This is a genomic window from Streptomyces sp. NRRL F-5122 (genome assembly GCF_001507435.1).
GTDB classification, from domain to species: domain Bacteria; phylum Actinomycetota; class Actinomycetes; order Streptomycetales; family Streptomycetaceae; genus Streptomyces; species Streptomyces lannensis.
On the sequence record NZ_LMWH01000139.1, the window covers coordinates 123,228 to 137,972 of the forward strand.

The following is a 14,745-nucleotide window of genomic DNA, read 5'->3' on the forward strand; positions in this document are numbered from 1 at the left end:
ACATGGGGGGCCTCGTACGCGGGCCGGGCAGACTGCTGGCGGCCCTGGCGGTGACGGTCGCGGCGCTGGCGGCGGCCGCTGCTCCGTCGCAGGCGGTGAGCAAGGACATACCCGACCTGGCACTCGTCGTGACGGGCGGCAGCGGCCGCACGACGACGCTGCGCTCGGGCGACCACGACTTCGCGCTGCTGCTGCAACTGCTGTCCCCGATGGACGGCGGGACGGAACGGGTGCCGGAGGACTGGACCCGGGGCCGGTATCCACAGGTACGGGCCACCGTGGTGTGGGCGCTGACCGGGATCGGGGGCTGGCCGTACACCCGGAGGGCGCCGGGCGGCGATGTGGCCATCGAGCGGGAGGACCAGGTCTTCCTGGCGCAGGACGGGACGGCGTGGGTGCGCTCGGACCCGGCACCGGACGTGTCCGACGACGACATCCGGTGGCGGCGGGTGCCTCGGTCGCTCTTCGACCGGCTGGCGCGGGACGGCCTGCTCGGGGAGCGCGTCGCAGCCGAGGACGACTCCGCGGACGGACTGCGCTGGGGCGCGGTGGGACTCGGGGCCGGGCTGGTGCTGGGGGGCGGCGGCGCGTTCGTCGCGCTGCGGCGGGCGGCGGCCCGGCGGGATGCCGGACCGCCGCGACAGGAACTGATCGATCTCGGAGACCTCCGGTGAGGGTCGCCGCGCGGACCCCGATCAGCTCAGGTCGATCTCCGGGTACAGCGGGAAGCCGGTCAGCAGGTCGGACGCCCGGCGGGCGACCTCGTCCGCGACCTTGAGGTCCAGCGCGTGCTGGGCCTTCGAGGGGGTTCCCTTGCCCGTGGTGCCGGGGACGGCCTCGGTCAGCACACGGTCGATCAGGCCTGCGATCTCGTCCATCTCCGCGACGCCGAGACCGCGTGTGGTCAGCGCCGGCGTGCCGATGCGGATGCCCGAGGTGTACCAGGCTCCGTTCGGGTCGGCCGGGATGGCGTTGCGGTTGGTGACGATGCCCGACTCCAGCAGCGCCGCTTCCGCCTGACGGCCGGTGAGGCCGTAGGAGGAGGCCACGTCGATCAGGTTCAGGTGGTTGTCGGTGCCGCCCGTGACGAGGGTGGCGCCGCGGCGCACCAGGCCTTCGGCCAGGGCGCGGGAGTTGTCGACGATCCGCCGGGCGTAGTCGCGGAACGACTCCTGCCGGGCCTCCGCCAGGGCGACCGCCTTCGCGGCCATCACATGCGGCAGCGGACCGCCCAGCACCATCGGGCAGCCGCGGTCGACCTGGTCCTTGAGCGAGTCGTCGCACAGGACCATGCCGCCGCGCGGGCCGCGCAGCGACTTGTGGGTGGTCGTCGTCACGATCTGGGCGTGCGGGATCGGGTCGAAGTCGCCGGTCAGGACCTTGCCCGCGACGAGGCCGGCGAAGTGCGCCATGTCGACCATGAGCGTCGCGCCGACCTCGTCGGCGATCTCGCGCATGATCCGGAAGTTCACCAGGCGGGGGTAGGCCGAGTAGCCCGCCACGATGATCAGCGGCCTGAACTCGCGGGCCGAGGCGCGCAGGGCCTCGTAGTCGATCAGGCCCGTGACCGGGTCGGTGCCGTACGAGCGCTGGTCGAACATCTTGCCGGAGATGTTCGGGCGAAAGCCGTGGGTGAGGTGGCCGCCCGCGTCCAGGGACATGCCGAGCATGCGCTGGTTGCCGAAGGCCCGGCGCAACTCGGCCCAGTCCTCCTCGGACAGGTCGTTGACCTGGCGGACACCGGCCTTCTCCAGGGCGGGGGCCTCGACCCGCTGGGCGAGGACGGCCCAGAAGGCGACCAGGTTGGCGTCGATGCCGGAGTGCGGCTGGACATAGGCGTGTCGGGCGCCGAACAGCTCCTTGGCGTGCTCGGCGGCGAGCGACTCGACGGTGTCGACGTTGCGGCAGCCGGCGTAGAAGCGGCGGCCGACGGTGCCCTCGGCGTACTTGTCGCTGAACCAGTTGCCCATCGCCAGCAGTGTGGCCGGGGAGGCGTAGTTCTCGGAGGCGATCAGCTTGAGCATCTCGCGCTGGTCGGCGATCTCCTGGCCGATGGCGTCGGCGACCCTCGGCTCCACGGCGCGGATCACGTCCAGGGCGGCTCGGAAGGCCGCGGACTCGGTGGAGAGTGGCTGCTCTGGCATGGGGACCTCCGGACGGCGGGCGTTCAGCGTTCACGGTCGGCCCAGGCGCACGGCACTCGATCGCTCGACTACGGGCCGCTCCCCGATGGTCGGTCCCATCCCAGCGCGCCAGTCACGGCCCGTCGATCAGCCTACCGGGCGGGCCCGTCGGCCAGGCTCCTGCGTCCACCATGCGAGCGACGATAGGAAGGGGGGAAGACGTCCTCGCACGGCCGGAAGGGGAGCCCCGTGAGCACCACCGACAGCTTCGTCGCCGTGGCCGAGGCACACAGCGCGCCCACCTACCACCCCCTCCCTGTCGTCGTGGCCACCGCGGACGGGGCCTGGATGACGGATGTGGAGGGGCGCCGCTATCTGGATCTGCTGGCCGGGTACTCGGCACTGAACTTCGGCCACTGCAACCGGCGGTTGATCGATGCGGCCAAGGCGCAGCTGTCGCGGGTGACGCTGACCTCCCGGGCGTTCCACCACGACCGGTTCGGGGCGTTCTGCGAGCAGCTCGCGGCGCTGTGCGGGATGGAGATGGTGCTGCCGATGAACACGGGCGCCGAGGCGGTGGAGAGCGCCGTCAAGACGGCCCGCAAGTGGGGTTACCGGGTCAAGGGCGTGCCCGCCCTGATGGCGAAGATCGTGGTCGCCGGCAACAACTTCCACGGCCGTACGACGACGATCATCAGCTTCTCCACCGACCCCGAGGCACGTGCGGACTTCGGGCCCTACACGCCGGGCTTCGAGATCGTGCCCTACGGCGACCTGACCGCGATGCGCGCGGCAATGACCGAGAACACGGTGGCGGTGCTGCTCGAACCGATCCAGGGCGAGGCGGGCGTGCTGGTGCCGCCCGCCGGCTACCTGCCCGCGGTACGGGAGCTCACCCGCGAACGAGGCGTGCTCTTCGTCGCCGACGAGATCCAGTCGGGGCTCGGCCGGACGGGACGGACGTTCGCCTGCGAGCACGAGGGTGTCGTTCCGGACATGTATGTGCTCGGCAAGGCGCTCGGCGGCGGGATCGTGCCGGTGTCTGCCGTGGTGTCGAGCGCCGAGGTGCTCGGGGTGTTCCGGCCGGGCGAGCACGGCTCGACCTTCGGCGGGAACCCGCTCGCCTGCGCGGTGGCGCTCGAGGTGATCGCGATGCTGCGGTCGGGGGAGTACCAGGCACGCGCCGCCGAGCTGGGCGACCATCTGCACCGTGAACTGCGCACGCTGGCCGGCACCGGCCGGGTCACAGGGGTACGCGGGCGCGGACTGTGGGCGGGGGTGGACATCCGTCCCGACTGCGGCACGGGACGCGAGGTCGCCGAGAAGCTGATGGACCGGGGTGTCCTGGTGAAGGACACGCACGGTTCCACCGTCCGGATCGCCCCGCCGCTCGTCATCGGCGAGGAGGACCTGGACTGGGGACTCGTCCAGTTGCGGGCGGTCCTTGGCCTCTAGAGGATCACGTGCGGCAGGAAGCGGGCGTACTCGTCGGTGATCAGGCCGGAGGACTCGCGGATGCCGAGCCCGGCCGACTCGTCCTCGACGACCCAGGCCCCGAGGACGACGCGATTGCCGTCGAACGACGGCAGGGTCGCCAGTTCCTGGTAGCAGCACGCCTCGTCGCGCACGACGGGCTCGGATCCCGGCTCGTGGACCGTCACCCCCTCGCCCTCACGGCCGAGGAGCGGCTTGGCGACGTAGCCCGCGGTGCCGGCCAGATCGCGGGGGCCGTCCAGGTACGCGGGGAGCAGATTCGGATGACCCGGGTACAGCTCCCAGAGGACCGCAAGGAGCGCCTTGTTGCTGAGCAGCATCTTCCAGGCGGGCTCGATCCACAGGGTGCTGCCCGTACCGCCGCCGTTGTCGAGGGTGTCCAGGACGTGTCCGGCGAAGCGGTCCGTGGTCAGCCACTCCCAGGGGTAGAGCTTGAAGCAGCTGCGGATGAACCGGAGCCCGTTGTCGACGAAACGCCCGGAGAGCGGATCCCAGCCGATCTCCTCCATGGAGATCCAGTCGGTGTCGAGGCCGGCCTGATCGGCGGTCTCCTTCAAGTAGGCGATCGTCATCAGGTCCTCGCCGAGCTCGTCGGCCGAGGAGTGCGCGAAGTGGAGCGGGCTGCCGGGCGGGAGGAGGGCGGACTGCTTCTTCCAGGCTGCGACCAGGCGTTCGTGCAGGGAGTTCCACTGGTCGGCGTCCGGGAAGCGGTCCTCCATCCAGAACCACTGGGGACTGGCCGCCTCGACCAGGGACGTCGGCGTGTCGGCGTTGTACTCCAGCAGCTTCGCCGGTCCCGTGCCGTCGTAGCGCAGGTCGAACCTGCCATACACGGACGGGAGTTCGGCGCGGCGGTGCCAGGCCTCGGCGACGGCCGCCACGACGCGCGGGTCGGTGAGGCCGAGGTCGGCGAAGCGGTCCGCGGCGACGATGTGCCCGGCCGCGGCCAGGCACATCCCGTGCAGTTCCTCGACGGTCTCCTCCAGCGCCTCCACCTCGGGCAGCGTGAAGACGTAGTACGCGCTCTCGTCCCAGTACGGGCGCAGGGAGTCGTCCGGGTGGCGGGTGAGGGGGTAGACCAGGCCCTGCGCCTCGACGGTCTGCTGCCAGCCGGGACGCGGCTCGACGGTACGGCGTTCCACGGTGGGCTCAGCCGCCGGACTTGCCGTGGCTGCCGAAGCCGCCCCGGTCGACGCCGTGGCTGCCGCCGCCGGACCCCTTGCCGGGCCGGGTGAAGGAACCGCCCTCGACGAAGCCGCTCTTCTTCTTGCCGCCGTAGTACCAGGAGCCGTGGGAGGACGTTTTGGCAGACGTGCAGTTCTTGTCGGCGACGACCCGGTAGCCCCGGCCGAGGGTGTAACTGTCGCGGTCGACGCAGCGCTTGTCCGGGTCCGAGGAGCAGGCGGTGAGTGCGGCGGCGAGGAGTCCCATGCCACCGAGGACGACCGTGCCCGAGCGCAGTTGCCGGCGTGTGTCCGCCATGTTCGTGTTCCCCCGTCGAGTGAGACTTCGTTGAGTGGGACGTCGGTGAGACGTCGGTGAGTTTCCGCCCGACAGACTAGAGATCGTCACTCGGGTGTTCGACGATGCCCCCGTTCTTCCGCCGCCCCTCGGAGTCGCTTTGTGCTCTTCGGAATGATCTGCGCGCTGGGCGCGGCCGTCTGCTTCGGTACGGCGACCGTGTTGCAGGCGATGGCGGCACGCGCGGTGGGCAGGGGTGAGGGCGGGGACGCGGCGCTGCTGCTGCGTGCGCTCGGGCAGTGGCGGTATCTGGCCGGACTCGCGCTGGACGGGCTCGGGTTCTTGTTTCAGGTCGCGGCCCTGCGGTCCCTCCCGATCTACGCGGTGGCGGCGGCCCTCGCCTCCAGCCTGGCGGTCACGGCGGTGGTCGCGTCCCGGCTGCTGCGGGTGCGGCCGACCAGGAATGAGTGGGCCGCGGTCGCGGTGGTCTGCGCCGGGCTGGCGATGCTGGGCGCGGCATCGGGGACGGAGGGCGGCCACGCGGGGTCCACGGAGCTGAAGTACGCGATGCCGGCGACGGCCGTGGCGGTGCTGCTGCTCGGACCGGCCGGGGGCCGTTTGCGGGGGTGGCGCCGGGACCTCGTGCTGGGGCTCTGCGCCGGGTTCGGTTTCGGGGTCGTCGAGGTGTCGGTGCGACTCATCGACTCACTGGCGCCAGGACCGCTGCTCGCCGATCCGGCGACGTACGCGCTCGTGCTGGGCGGCGGGGCGGCCTTTCTGCTGCTGACCACGGCGCTGGAGCGGGGATCGGTCACGGTGGCCACCGCGGGCATGGTGGTGGGCGAGACGGTGGGGCCTGCCGCGATCGGGGTCGTATGGCTGGGCGACCGCACCCGTGAGGGACTGGCCTGGCTCGCGGTCGTGGGCTTCGTCGTCGCCGTGGCGGGGGCGCTGGCGCTCGCGCGGTTCGGGGACGCGCCCGTCGCCGAGGGGTGACGGTCCGGGCCGTCAGGGCAGCACCCTGCACAGGGCCTCGAGCGCCCCCGCCCAACCGTGGTCGGGCGGTGTTCCGTATCCCACGACCAGGGCGTCCATCGGCTCGACGGTCGCATCGGGGTGGCGGTAGCCGCCCAGCCCGTGCACCGCGAGGCCCTGCCACGCCGCCGCGCGCACCACGCTCCGCTCGGTGCCCGGCGGGAGCCGCAGGACCGCGTGCAGGCCTGCGGCGATCCCCGTGACGCGGACACCGGGGGCGCGGACCGCAAGAGCCCGTACCAGGGCGTCGCGCCGGCGCCGGTAGCGCAGCCGGGCGGCGCGCACATGGCGGTCGTACGCGCCCGACGTGAGGAACTCCGCCAGGGTCAGCTGGTCGAGCACGCCGCATGTCTCGAAGGCGCCCTTGGCCGCGACGGCCTCCTCCAGGAGCGCCTCGGGCAGCACCATCCAGCCCAGGCGCAGCCCGGGGGCCAGGGACTTGCTGGCCGTCCCCAGATACACCACGTGCTCGGGGTCCAGTCCCTGCAACGCCCCGACGGGCTGCCGGTCGTAGCGGAACTCCCCGTCGTAGTCGTCCTCGAGGACCAGCCCGCCGCTGTTCCGCGCCCAGTCCACGACGGCCGCCCGCCGGGCGGGATGCAGCGGCACACCCATCGGGAACTGGTGGGCCGGAGTCAGCAGTACCGCTCCCGGTCCCGCGAGCTCCTCGGTCCTCGTGCCCCGTGCGTCGAACGGAAGGGGTTCGGTGCGCAGACCGGCCGCCTCCAGAAGCTCCCAGTGGACCTCGAGCCCGTATGTCTCGACGGAGACCGAGGGGACTCCGCGTGCGTGCAGCACCCTGCCGAGGATCGTCAGCGCGTGTGCGAAGCCCGCGCAGACCAGGACGTGCTCGGGGTCGGCCCGCACCCCCCGGGCACGGGACAGGTACTGCGCGAGCGCGGTGCGCAGTGCCGCCAGGCCGCGCGGGTCGCCGTAGCCCAGGACCTCGTTGGGCGCCGCCGTCAGGGCGCGGCGGGCGGCCCTGAGCCATTCGACACGAGGGAAGGAGGCGACGTCGGGGGTGCCGGGCTGCAGGTCGTGGACCGGGCGCCTGCGCTCCCGGGGCAGCCGCACGACGGGGGCGGCCGGCGGCTCGGGCGAGGTCCGCTCGGCCACTCGGGTGCCCGAGCCCTGGCGCGCGACGAGCCACCCCTCGGCCACGAGGTCGGCGTACGCGTCGGCGACCGTGTTGCGGGCGATGCCCAGGTCGGCGGCGAGCGAGCGGGAGGAGGGCAGCCGGGTCCCCTGTGCGAGCCGGCCGGTGCGGACCGCCTCGCGAAGCGCGCTGGTCAGCCCCTTGCGTACCCCCGGTCCCGTCGGCTCCAGATGAAGATCGACACCGAAAGCGGCCCAGGATTTCGCCATGGAAATGGACCATACTCCTGGGCTGCTCCGCTCCTAGGGTCGACGGCATGACGACGCATGAATACGCCCGCGAGCACACCCCCCGCCTGCAGTGGGCCAAGTACGCCCCCCAGGTGTACAAGACGATGGTGCGACTGGACGCGGCCGCCGGGGAGGGCCTCGACCCCAAACTGCGCGAGCTGGTCCGGATCCGCGCCTCACAGCTCAACCACTGCGCCTTCTGCCTGGACATGCACACCAAGGACGCGCTCGCGGCGGGCGAGAGCGTCGAGCGGATCATCCAGCTGAGCGCCTGGGAGGAGTCGCGGCACTTCTACACCGAGAAGGAGGTCGCGGCGCTGGAGCTGACCGACGCGGTGACCGTGCTCACCGACGGCTTCGTGCCGGACGAGGTCTACGAGCAGGCCGCCGAGCAGTTCGACGAGGCGGAGCTCGCCCAGCTGATCGCCGTGATCGCAGTGATCAACGCGTGGAACCGGTTCGGCGTGACGACCCGTGCGGTGCCCGGCCACTACCAGCCGGGCCAGTATTCGTGACGGCCCGGACCACCCGTCTCGACGCCGGGGTGCGCACGACGCTGCAGGCCGTCGGCGCCGCCGCGCGGCGGGGCCTCGACGACCCCGCGCTCGCCGAACTGGTCCAGATCCGCGCCTCACAGCTCAACCACTGCGCCTTCTGCCTGGACATGCACCTCGCGGGCGCCCGGCGGATCGGGGTGAGCGAACGGCAGCTTGATCTCCTGAACACCTGGGAGGAGGCGGGCGAGGCCTTCGACGAGCGCGAACGGGCCGCGCTCGCCCTGACCGAGGCGGTCACCGTGCTCACCGACGGCTTTGCGCCCGACGAGGTCTACGAGCAGGCCGCCAAGCACTTCGACGAGACCCGGATCGCCCATCTGATCGCGCTGATCACCACCATCAACAGCTGGAACCGGCTGATGGTCGCCCGGCGGATCCCTCCGGGCAGCGCCGAGTGGTGAACCCGGCCGACACCTTCCGGGCACTGCACCACGATCGCCCGCCCGGCGACCCCTTGGTGCTGCCCGGCCCCTGGGACGCGGTCAGCGCACGGGTGTTCGCGGAGGCCGGGTTCCCGGCGCTCTCCACGCCCAGTGCGGGGATCGCCGCCTCGCTCGGGTATGCCGACGGGGAGACGCCAGCCGGCGAGATGTTCGCGGCGGTCGCCCGGATCGTCCGCGCGGTCGATGTCCCGGTGTCGGCCGACCTGGAGAACGGATACGGACTGGCCCCGCGCGAGCTGGTGGAGCGGCTGCTGGAGACCGGGGCGGTGGGCTGCAATCTCGAGGACTCGGACGCGGGTGTCCTGCTGGACCCGCACCGGCACGCCGACCGGATCGCCGAAGTGCGGGCCGCGGCCGGGGACCGGCTCTTCGTCAACGCCCGTGTGGACAGCTTCGCCCACGGGGACGGCGATCCCGAACGGGCCGTCGAACGGGCCGCGTTGTACGTCGCCGCGGGCGCCGACTGCGTCTATCCGATCGGCGCCCCCGCCGACGTACTGCCGATACTGCGGGCTCAGGTCCCCGGACCGCTCAACGCGTTCGCCCGGCTGGACGGCGAGAGCCCCTCCCCCCGCGAACTCGGCGCGCTCGGGGCCACCCGCGTCACGTTCGGGCCGTGGCTGCAGCGCCGTGCGGCGGCGCACCTCGGGGAACTCGCCGCACGGCTGAGGCAGGGCTGATCAGGACAGCCATGACTTCCATGTCGAGGCATGGCCGTCCACCCACTTCTTCGCGGCCTGCTCCGGGGTCAGCTTCTGGTCGGCGATCATCAGGGCGACCTGGTTCTGGTCCTCGGTGGTCCAGTGGAACTTCTTCAGGAACCGCGCCGCCTTGCCGCCGCTGCGGTCGAAGTCGGCGTTGAGGTACTTCTGCAGTGGCGTGTGCGGGTACGCACACGCCACCTTCGCCGGGTCCGCGTCGCAGCCCTCCTTGTACGGCGGCAGCCTGACCTCGGTCATCGGGACCTTCTTGAACAGCCACTGCGGCGCGTACCAGTACGTGAGGAAGGGCTTGTGCTCCTTCGCGAACTGCCTGATCTGCGTGATCTGCGCCGCCTCCGAACCGGCGAAGATCACCTGGTAGTCCAGCTTCAGGTTCTCCACCAGCGCCTTGTCGTTGGTGACGTAGGACGGCGAGCCGTCCATCAGCTGGCCCTTGCCGCCGCTCTCCGCGGTGCGGAACAGGTTCGCGTACTTGTCGAGGTTCTTCCAGTCGGTGATGTCGGGGTGCTGCCGGACAAGATAGCTGGGGACGTACCAGCCGATGTGACCGGTGACCCCGAGACCTCCGGCACGCGCGATCGTCTTCTTGTCCTCGACGTAGCGCTTCTCCTGGTCCGGGTGGCCCCAGTCCTCGAGGATCGCGTCGACCCGGCCCTGGCTGAGTGCGTCCCAGGCGGGGATCTCGTCGACCTGGACCGTGTCGACGCGGTATCCGAGCTTGTGCTGGAGGAGGTACTGGGCCACCGCGACGTTGGCCTGCGCGCCGACCCACGACTGCACCGAGAGGGTCACGGTCCTGGCGCCCTGCGCGTTCGCGAAGGGCGACGCCTGCTTGGTCATGTCGGCGGCGCCGCAGCCTGTCGTCAGCCCGAGCACGGCCAGGGCGGTGATGATCTTCGTACGGGTACGAGGCACGTCACGCTCCCTTCTGTGCGCGCCGCTCGGTCGGCTGGGTCACCCGGTCGAGCATCAGTCCGAGGCAGACGATCGCCGCGCCGGCCACCAGACCGGTCGCAAGGTCACCCTGCGCCAGCCCGAAGACGACGTCGTAGCCGAGCGCACCGCCACCGACCAGACCGCCGATGATCACGACGGCGAGGACCAGGACGACACCCTGGTTCACGGCGAGCAGCAGCGCCGGACGGGCCAGCGGAAGCTGGACCTGACGCAGTTGCTGAACGCTCGAGGCGCCGAGCGAGCGCGCCGACTCCAGGGCGGCCGGGTCGACCTGGCGCAGGCCCTGGGTGGTGATGCGGACGACGGCCGGGAGCGCGTACACGACCGCCGCGACGGCGGCGGGCGCGCGGCCCACACCGAAGAGGGCGACGACCGGAATCAGGTACACGAACTGCGGCATCGTCTGGAAGACGTCGAGGACCGGGCGGAGCAGCCGCTCGAAACGGTCGCTGCGCGCTGCGGCGATCCCGGTCGCGACCCCGAGGACGAGCGTGACGGCCACGGCCGCCAGCACCTGGGACAGCGTGTCCAGGGAGGGCTTCCACACTCCGAGCACACCTGTCGCGGCCATCGCCAGGACGGCCGTGAGCGCGGTGCGCCAGGTGCCGATCAGCCAGGCCAGCGCGGCGACCACGAGCAGGACCGACCACCAGGGCAGCCACTGGAGTCCGGCCCGCAGGGGGTCGAGGATCCAGGTGGTGAAGTGGCCCGCCCAGTCGGCGGTGCCGCCCACGTACGGGACGCCCGAGTACAGATGGGCGGTCATCCAGTCGACGGCACGGTTCACCGGCTCGGCGATCTGCACGGTCCAGGAGCCGGGCCAGTCCAGCCCCCCCGCGAGGCGCGCGGCCACGGCGACGGCCACCGTCGCGGCGGCGGCGTAGGCCCATCCCGCGCGGCCGCCGGGCCGCAGACCCTCGCCGGCCGCACCCGTGACCCGGTCGAGGACCACCGCGAGCAGGACGATCGGAAGGCCGGCGGCGAGCGCGGCGCCCACGTCGACGGAGGCGAGGGCCTGGTAGACACGGTCGCCCAGGCCGCCCGCGCCGATCACGGATGCGATGACGGCCATGGACAGTGCCATCATGATCGTCTGGTTGAGGCCGAGGAGCAGTTCCCTGCGGGCCAGCGGGAGGCGTGCGGTGAACAGGCGCTGGCGCGCCGTGGTGCCGAGCGACTCGACCGCCTCGAGGACCTCGTGGTCGGCACCGCGCAGTCCGAGTGCGGTGAGCCGGGCCATCGGCGGGGCCGCGTACACGACGGTGGCGAGAACGGCGGCCGGTACCCCGATGCCGAAGACGAGAACCACGGGCAGGAGGTACGCGAACGCGGGAAGCACCTGCATCGTGTCGAGGACGGGGCGCAGGGCGCGGAACGTACGGTCGGACAGACCCGCCGCGAGACCGAGCAGCACACCGAGCACGACCGAGACGAGCACCGCGACCACCATGAGCGCCAGCGTCTGCATGGTGGGGACCCACATGCCGAGCAGACCGCAGGCGAGAAGGGCGGCCGCCGTGCCGAGGGCCAGGCGCACACCGGCGACCCGCCAGGCCAGCAGTCCGGCGGCGGCCGTCACACCGGCCCAGCCCGCGGCGAGCAGCACGAGGTAGACGGCGCGTACGGACAGTACGACCGCGTTGCTGATGTAGCCGAAGAAATAGAGGAACAGGGGGTGGCTGTCCCGGTTGTCGATGATCCAGTCACTGACGCCGGTCAGCGGCTTGGACAGGTCGACCGTGAGCGCCTGCGGCCAGCTGCCGCTCGCCCAGTGGGCGTCGGCAAGGGGGACGAGGACCGCGGCGGCGACGGCGAGCAGCGCGAGCTTGCCGACGGCGCGGTGGCGCAGAAGGCCCGGCAGGCCGACGCGGTCCGGGGTCGCGGTGAGGGTGGCCATCAAGCCGCCTCCTCGCCGTACTCCGTTCCGGCCACGACGGCGAGCAGCCGTTCGTGGTCGACAACGCCGAGGCAGCGGCCGCCGTCCATGACGCGGGCCGGGGACCCGGTACGGGCCACGGCCTCGATCGCCTCCGAGACGGTCGCCTCCGGTGACAGTGCGGGGCCCTTCGCCGCCTCGTCGGCGGACGCGGCGCGCATGGCCGCGCGGACCGTGATGACCTGCTCGCGGGGGACGTCCCGCACGAAGTCCCGGACGTAGTCGTCGGCCGGGGAGCCCACGATCTCCTCGGGGGTGCCCAGCTGCACGATGCGGCCGTCGCGCATCAGGGCGATGCGGTCGCCCAGTTTGAGTGCCTCGCCGAGGTCGTGCGTGATGAAGACCATCGTGCGGCTCTCCTCGCGGTGCAGCCGGACGACCTCCTCCTGCATGTCGCGCCGGATCAGCGGGTCGAGCGCGCTGAACGGCTCGTCGAACAGCAGCACTTCGGGGTCCACGGCGAGCGCGCGGGCGAGCCCCACCCGCTGCCGCTGGCCGCCCGAGAGCTGTGCGGGGCGCCGCTGTTCCATGCCCTCCAGGCCGACCTTGGTCACGAACTCCGCGGCACGTTCGCGGCGTTCGGCCTTCCCGACGCCCTGGATCTCCAGACCGTAGGCGACGTTGTCGAGGACCGTGCGGTGCGGCAGCAGGCCGAAGTGCTGGAAGACCATGGCGGCCCGGTGGCGGCGCAGTTCGCGCAGCCGCGCCTTGTCCATGGCGCGGACGTCCTCGCCGTCGATGGCGATGCTGCCCGCGGTCGGCTCGATCAGCCGGGTCAGACAGCGTACGAGCGTGGACTTGCCGGAGCCGGACAGGCCCATGACGACGAAGACCTCGCCCTTGCGCACGTCGAAGCCCACATCACGGACGGCCGCCGTGCAGCCGGTGCGCTCACGCAGTTCGGCCGGGGTCAGACTGCCGAGCTCGGGCTCGGCCGGGACGCGGTCGGCCTTGGCGCCGAAGACCTTCCACAGGCCCTCCACGCGGAAGACGGGAGTACCGGCGGAGTCCCCGGTGGGGGGCTTGCGGGTGGGAACCGTGAGTGCCATCAGGCCTCACCTCCGAGCAGATCGGCGGCCTTCTCCCCGACCATGAGCACCCCGATCATGGGGTTCACGGCGGGAATGGTCGGGAAGACGGATGCGTCCGCGATGCGGATCGCGTCGAGGCCGCGGATCCGCAACTCGGGATCGACCACGGCGAGTTCGTCGGTCGTGGCGCCCATCCGGCAGGTGCCCGCCGGGTGGTACACGGTGTGGGCCGCCTTGCGGGCGTAGTCGCTCAGCTCCTCGTCCCCGGTGATGTCCGGACCGGGGCACACCTCCCGCTTCAGCCATCCGGCCAGCGGCTCCGTCCGCGCGATCTCGCGGGCGATCCTGATGCCGTCGACGAGGGTGCGGGCGTCGTGGTCCTCCTCGTCGGTGAAGTACCGGAAGTCCAGCGCCGGCTTCTCCTCCGGGTCTGCGCTCTTCAGCCAGAGGCGGCCCCGGCTCCTCGGCTTGGGGATGTTCGGGGTCATCGAGACGCCGAACTCCGGCCGCCGGTAGCCCAGTCGCTCCGGATTGTCGGTGAACGGCACCTGGTAGAAGTGGAACATCAGGTCGGGACCCGCGTGGTCCGGGTCGCGACGCACGAAGAGCCCGGCGTCGCTGTCCATCGCGGAGTTCTCCGGGATCGGGCCGTGCGTCTCCCACACGATCACCGACTCCGGGTGGTCGAGCAGGTTCTCGCCTACCCCCGGCAGGTCGTGCACGACCGGTATGCCGAGGTCCTCCAGGTCCGCCTTCGGCCCGATGCCGGAGTGCAGCAGCAGACGGGGCGAGTCGACGGCGCCCGCACACAGCACGACCTCGCGCCGGACCCGTACGAGGACCTCCTCGCCCGCCGCGGTGCGCACGTGCACGCCCTGTGCGCGTGTGCCCTCGAGCTCCAGCCGGTACGCCCAGGTCTCCAGCATGAGCGTCAGATTGGGGCGCTCGTCCATCACGGGGTGCAGATAGGCCACGGACGCCGACGATCGCTTGTTGTCCTCGGGGTGGTACGCGAGGTCGAAGAAGCCGACGCCCTCGGTGAACGGCTTCTTGTTGAAGCCCTCCACACGCGGGACGCCCAGCGCGGCGCGGGCCGCGTCCACGAAGTCGCCGGCGATCGCGTTCCGGTCCTTCTCGTGGACCGGGACGATGTTGTTGAGGAGACGGGCGTAGTACGCCTCCATGGGAACGGCGCCCCAGCCCTCGGCACCGGCCGCCTCCCACTCGTCCCAGTCGGACGGCAGGGGCTTGAACGCGATCAGCGTGTTGTGCGAGGAGCAGCCGCCGAGCACGCGGGCCCTGCTGTGCCGGATGTGGGAGTTGCCGCGCGGCTGCTCGGTGGTCGGGTAGTCGTAGTCGAGTTCACCCCCGAGCAGGCCCATCCAGCGGCGCAGGGTGAGGACGTCGTCGCGGCCGACGTCGCTCGGGCCGCCCTCGATGACGGCGACGGTGACGTCCGGGTTCTCGGTGAGGCGGGAGGCGATCACAGAGCCCGCCGTACCGCCGCCTATGACGACGTAGTCGTATATGTGCTGCTCGGACATGGGGTGCTGCTCCTCGGGAGACGTGCGAAGGTGCTGCGCGTCGGTGGGGGGTGGGG

General features: G+C 71.8%; 14 protein-coding genes and 1 riboswitch. Of the genes, 6 read left to right on the forward strand and 8 right to left on the reverse strand.

What is annotated here, in order from left to right; translation table 11 throughout:
- The first annotated feature begins 2 nt into the window (after positions 1 to 2).
- A complete protein-coding gene (locus tag ADL25_RS16715) occupies positions 3 to 674 on the forward strand; it encodes a hypothetical protein (RefSeq protein ID WP_059128523.1) in 672 nt (223 codons plus the stop codon).
- Positions 675 to 695: 21 nt separating this feature from the next.
- Here the strand turns inward: ADL25_RS16715 and ADL25_RS16720 are convergent, their stop codons facing one another.
- Positions 696 to 2,144, reverse strand: a complete 1,449-nt coding sequence (locus ADL25_RS16720) for a glycine hydroxymethyltransferase (RefSeq protein ID WP_059128524.1) — start codon at positions 2,142 to 2,144, stop codon at positions 696 to 698.
- Positions 2,145 to 2,176: 32 nt separating this feature from the next.
- A riboswitch (ZMP/ZTP riboswitch) is annotated at positions 2,177 to 2,270 on the reverse strand.
- A 102-nt stretch (positions 2,271 to 2,372) separates the two neighbouring features.
- Here ADL25_RS16720 and rocD point away from each other — a divergent pair.
- Entirely contained in the window at positions 2,373 to 3,578 is a 1,206-nt protein-coding gene (gene rocD / locus ADL25_RS16725; RefSeq protein WP_059128525.1) for an ornithine--oxo-acid transaminase, read from the forward strand.
- Here the strand turns inward: rocD and ADL25_RS16730 are convergent.
- Both ADL25_RS16730 and ADL25_RS16735 read right to left on the reverse strand, forming a co-directional pair.
- Positions 3,575 to 4,759, reverse strand: a complete 1,185-nt coding sequence (locus tag ADL25_RS16730; protein ID WP_059128526.1) for a glutathionylspermidine synthase family protein — start codon at positions 4,757 to 4,759, stop codon at positions 3,575 to 3,577. The genes rocD and ADL25_RS16730 overlap by 4 nt on opposite strands.
- A gap of 7 nt (positions 4,760 to 4,766) precedes the next feature.
- Complete coding sequence (locus tag ADL25_RS16735; protein WP_059128527.1) at positions 4,767 to 5,099, reverse strand: hypothetical protein; 333 nt, start codon at positions 5,097 to 5,099, stop codon at positions 4,767 to 4,769.
- A 153-nt stretch (positions 5,100 to 5,252) separates the two neighbouring features.
- On the opposite strand from ADL25_RS16735, the gene ADL25_RS16740 reads away from it, so the two are divergent.
- Positions 5,253 to 6,074 carry a hypothetical protein gene (locus ADL25_RS16740; protein ID WP_059128559.1) on the forward strand — a complete coding sequence of 274 codons (822 nt, stop codon included), beginning with the start codon at positions 5,253 to 5,255 and terminating at the stop codon, positions 6,072 to 6,074.
- A gap of 12 nt (positions 6,075 to 6,086) precedes the next feature.
- On the opposite strand, the gene ADL25_RS16745 is transcribed toward ADL25_RS16740, so the two are convergent.
- Positions 6,087 to 7,478 carry a PLP-dependent aminotransferase family protein gene (locus ADL25_RS16745; protein ID WP_059128528.1) on the reverse strand — a complete coding sequence of 464 codons (1,392 nt, stop codon included), beginning with the start codon at positions 7,476 to 7,478 and terminating at the stop codon, positions 6,087 to 6,089.
- A 47-nt stretch (positions 7,479 to 7,525) separates the two neighbouring features.
- On the opposite strand from ADL25_RS16745, the gene ADL25_RS16750 reads away from it, so the two are divergent.
- Genes ADL25_RS16750 through ADL25_RS16760 form a run of 3 tightly spaced genes read left to right on the forward strand, consistent with a single transcriptional unit; the run spans position 7,526 to position 9,179 of the window.
- On the forward strand, positions 7,526 to 8,014 hold the full coding sequence (locus tag ADL25_RS16750) for a carboxymuconolactone decarboxylase family protein (RefSeq protein WP_059128529.1): 489 nt from the start codon (positions 7,526 to 7,528) through the stop codon (positions 8,012 to 8,014).
- Complete coding sequence (locus ADL25_RS16755) at positions 8,011 to 8,457, forward strand: carboxymuconolactone decarboxylase family protein (RefSeq protein WP_059128530.1); 447 nt, start codon at positions 8,011 to 8,013, stop codon at positions 8,455 to 8,457. Before ADL25_RS16750 ends, ADL25_RS16755 begins: the two co-directional genes overlap by 4 nt.
- The gene (locus ADL25_RS16760; protein WP_059128560.1) at positions 8,454 to 9,179 is read left to right on the forward strand and encodes an isocitrate lyase/PEP mutase family protein; all 726 of its coding nucleotides are present in this window, start codon (positions 8,454 to 8,456) and stop codon (positions 9,177 to 9,179) included. Before ADL25_RS16755 ends, ADL25_RS16760 begins: the two co-directional genes overlap by 4 nt.
- Here the strand turns inward: ADL25_RS16760 and ADL25_RS16765 are convergent, their stop codons facing one another.
- From ADL25_RS16765 to ADL25_RS16780, 4 genes are all read right to left on the reverse strand, one after another.
- On the reverse strand, positions 9,180 to 10,061 hold the full coding sequence (locus ADL25_RS16765; RefSeq protein ID WP_107116630.1) for an ABC transporter substrate-binding protein: 882 nt from the start codon (positions 10,059 to 10,061) through the stop codon (positions 9,180 to 9,182).
- A gap of 76 nt (positions 10,062 to 10,137) precedes the next feature.
- Positions 10,138 to 12,075, reverse strand: a complete 1,938-nt coding sequence (locus tag ADL25_RS16770) for an ABC transporter permease (protein WP_059128532.1) — start codon at positions 12,073 to 12,075, stop codon at positions 10,138 to 10,140.
- On the reverse strand, positions 12,075 to 13,163 hold the full coding sequence (locus ADL25_RS16775) for a quaternary amine ABC transporter ATP-binding protein (protein WP_059128533.1): 1,089 nt from the start codon (positions 13,161 to 13,163) through the stop codon (positions 12,075 to 12,077). The genes ADL25_RS16770 and ADL25_RS16775 overlap by 1 nt, the downstream gene beginning before the upstream one ends.
- Positions 13,163 to 14,689 (reverse strand): GMC family oxidoreductase, encoded by a 1,527-nt coding sequence (locus ADL25_RS16780; RefSeq protein ID WP_059128534.1) that lies wholly within the window; start codon positions 14,687 to 14,689, stop codon positions 13,163 to 13,165. The genes ADL25_RS16775 and ADL25_RS16780 overlap by 1 nt, the downstream gene beginning before the upstream one ends.
- Positions 14,690 to 14,745: the final 56 nt, after the last annotated feature.

What these genes read in the sequence shown, in the direction of transcription:
- ADL25_RS16715 (WP_059128523.1), top strand. Translation starts at nt 3, where the DNA reads ATGGGGGGCCTCGTACGCGGGCCGGGCAGACTGCTGGCGGCCCTGGCG.
- ADL25_RS16720 (WP_059128524.1), bottom strand. Translation starts at nt 2,144, where the DNA reads ATGCCAGAGCAGCCACTCTCCACCGAGTCCGCGGCCTTCCGAGCCGCC.
- ADL25_RS16735 (WP_059128527.1), bottom strand. Translation starts at nt 5,099, where the DNA reads ATGGCGGACACACGCCGGCAACTGCGCTCGGGCACGGTCGTCCTCGGT.
- ADL25_RS16740 (WP_059128559.1), top strand. Translation starts at nt 5,253, where the DNA reads ATGATCTGCGCGCTGGGCGCGGCCGTCTGCTTCGGTACGGCGACCGTG.
- ADL25_RS16745 (WP_059128528.1), bottom strand. Translation starts at nt 7,478, where the DNA reads ATGGCGAAATCCTGGGCCGCTTTCGGTGTCGATCTTCATCTGGAGCCG.
- ADL25_RS16750 (WP_059128529.1), top strand. Translation starts at nt 7,526, where the DNA reads ATGACGACGCATGAATACGCCCGCGAGCACACCCCCCGCCTGCAGTGG.
- ADL25_RS16765 (WP_107116630.1), bottom strand. Translation starts at nt 10,061, where the DNA reads ATGACCAAGCAGGCGTCGCCCTTCGCGAACGCGCAGGGCGCCAGGACC.
- ADL25_RS16770 (WP_059128532.1), bottom strand. Translation starts at nt 12,075, where the DNA reads ATGGCCACCCTCACCGCGACCCCGGACCGCGTCGGCCTGCCGGGCCTT.
- ADL25_RS16775 (WP_059128533.1), bottom strand. Translation starts at nt 13,163, where the DNA reads ATGGCACTCACGGTTCCCACCCGCAAGCCCCCCACCGGGGACTCCGCC.
- ADL25_RS16780 (WP_059128534.1), bottom strand. Translation starts at nt 14,689, where the DNA reads ATGTCCGAGCAGCACATATACGACTACGTCGTCATAGGCGGCGGTACG.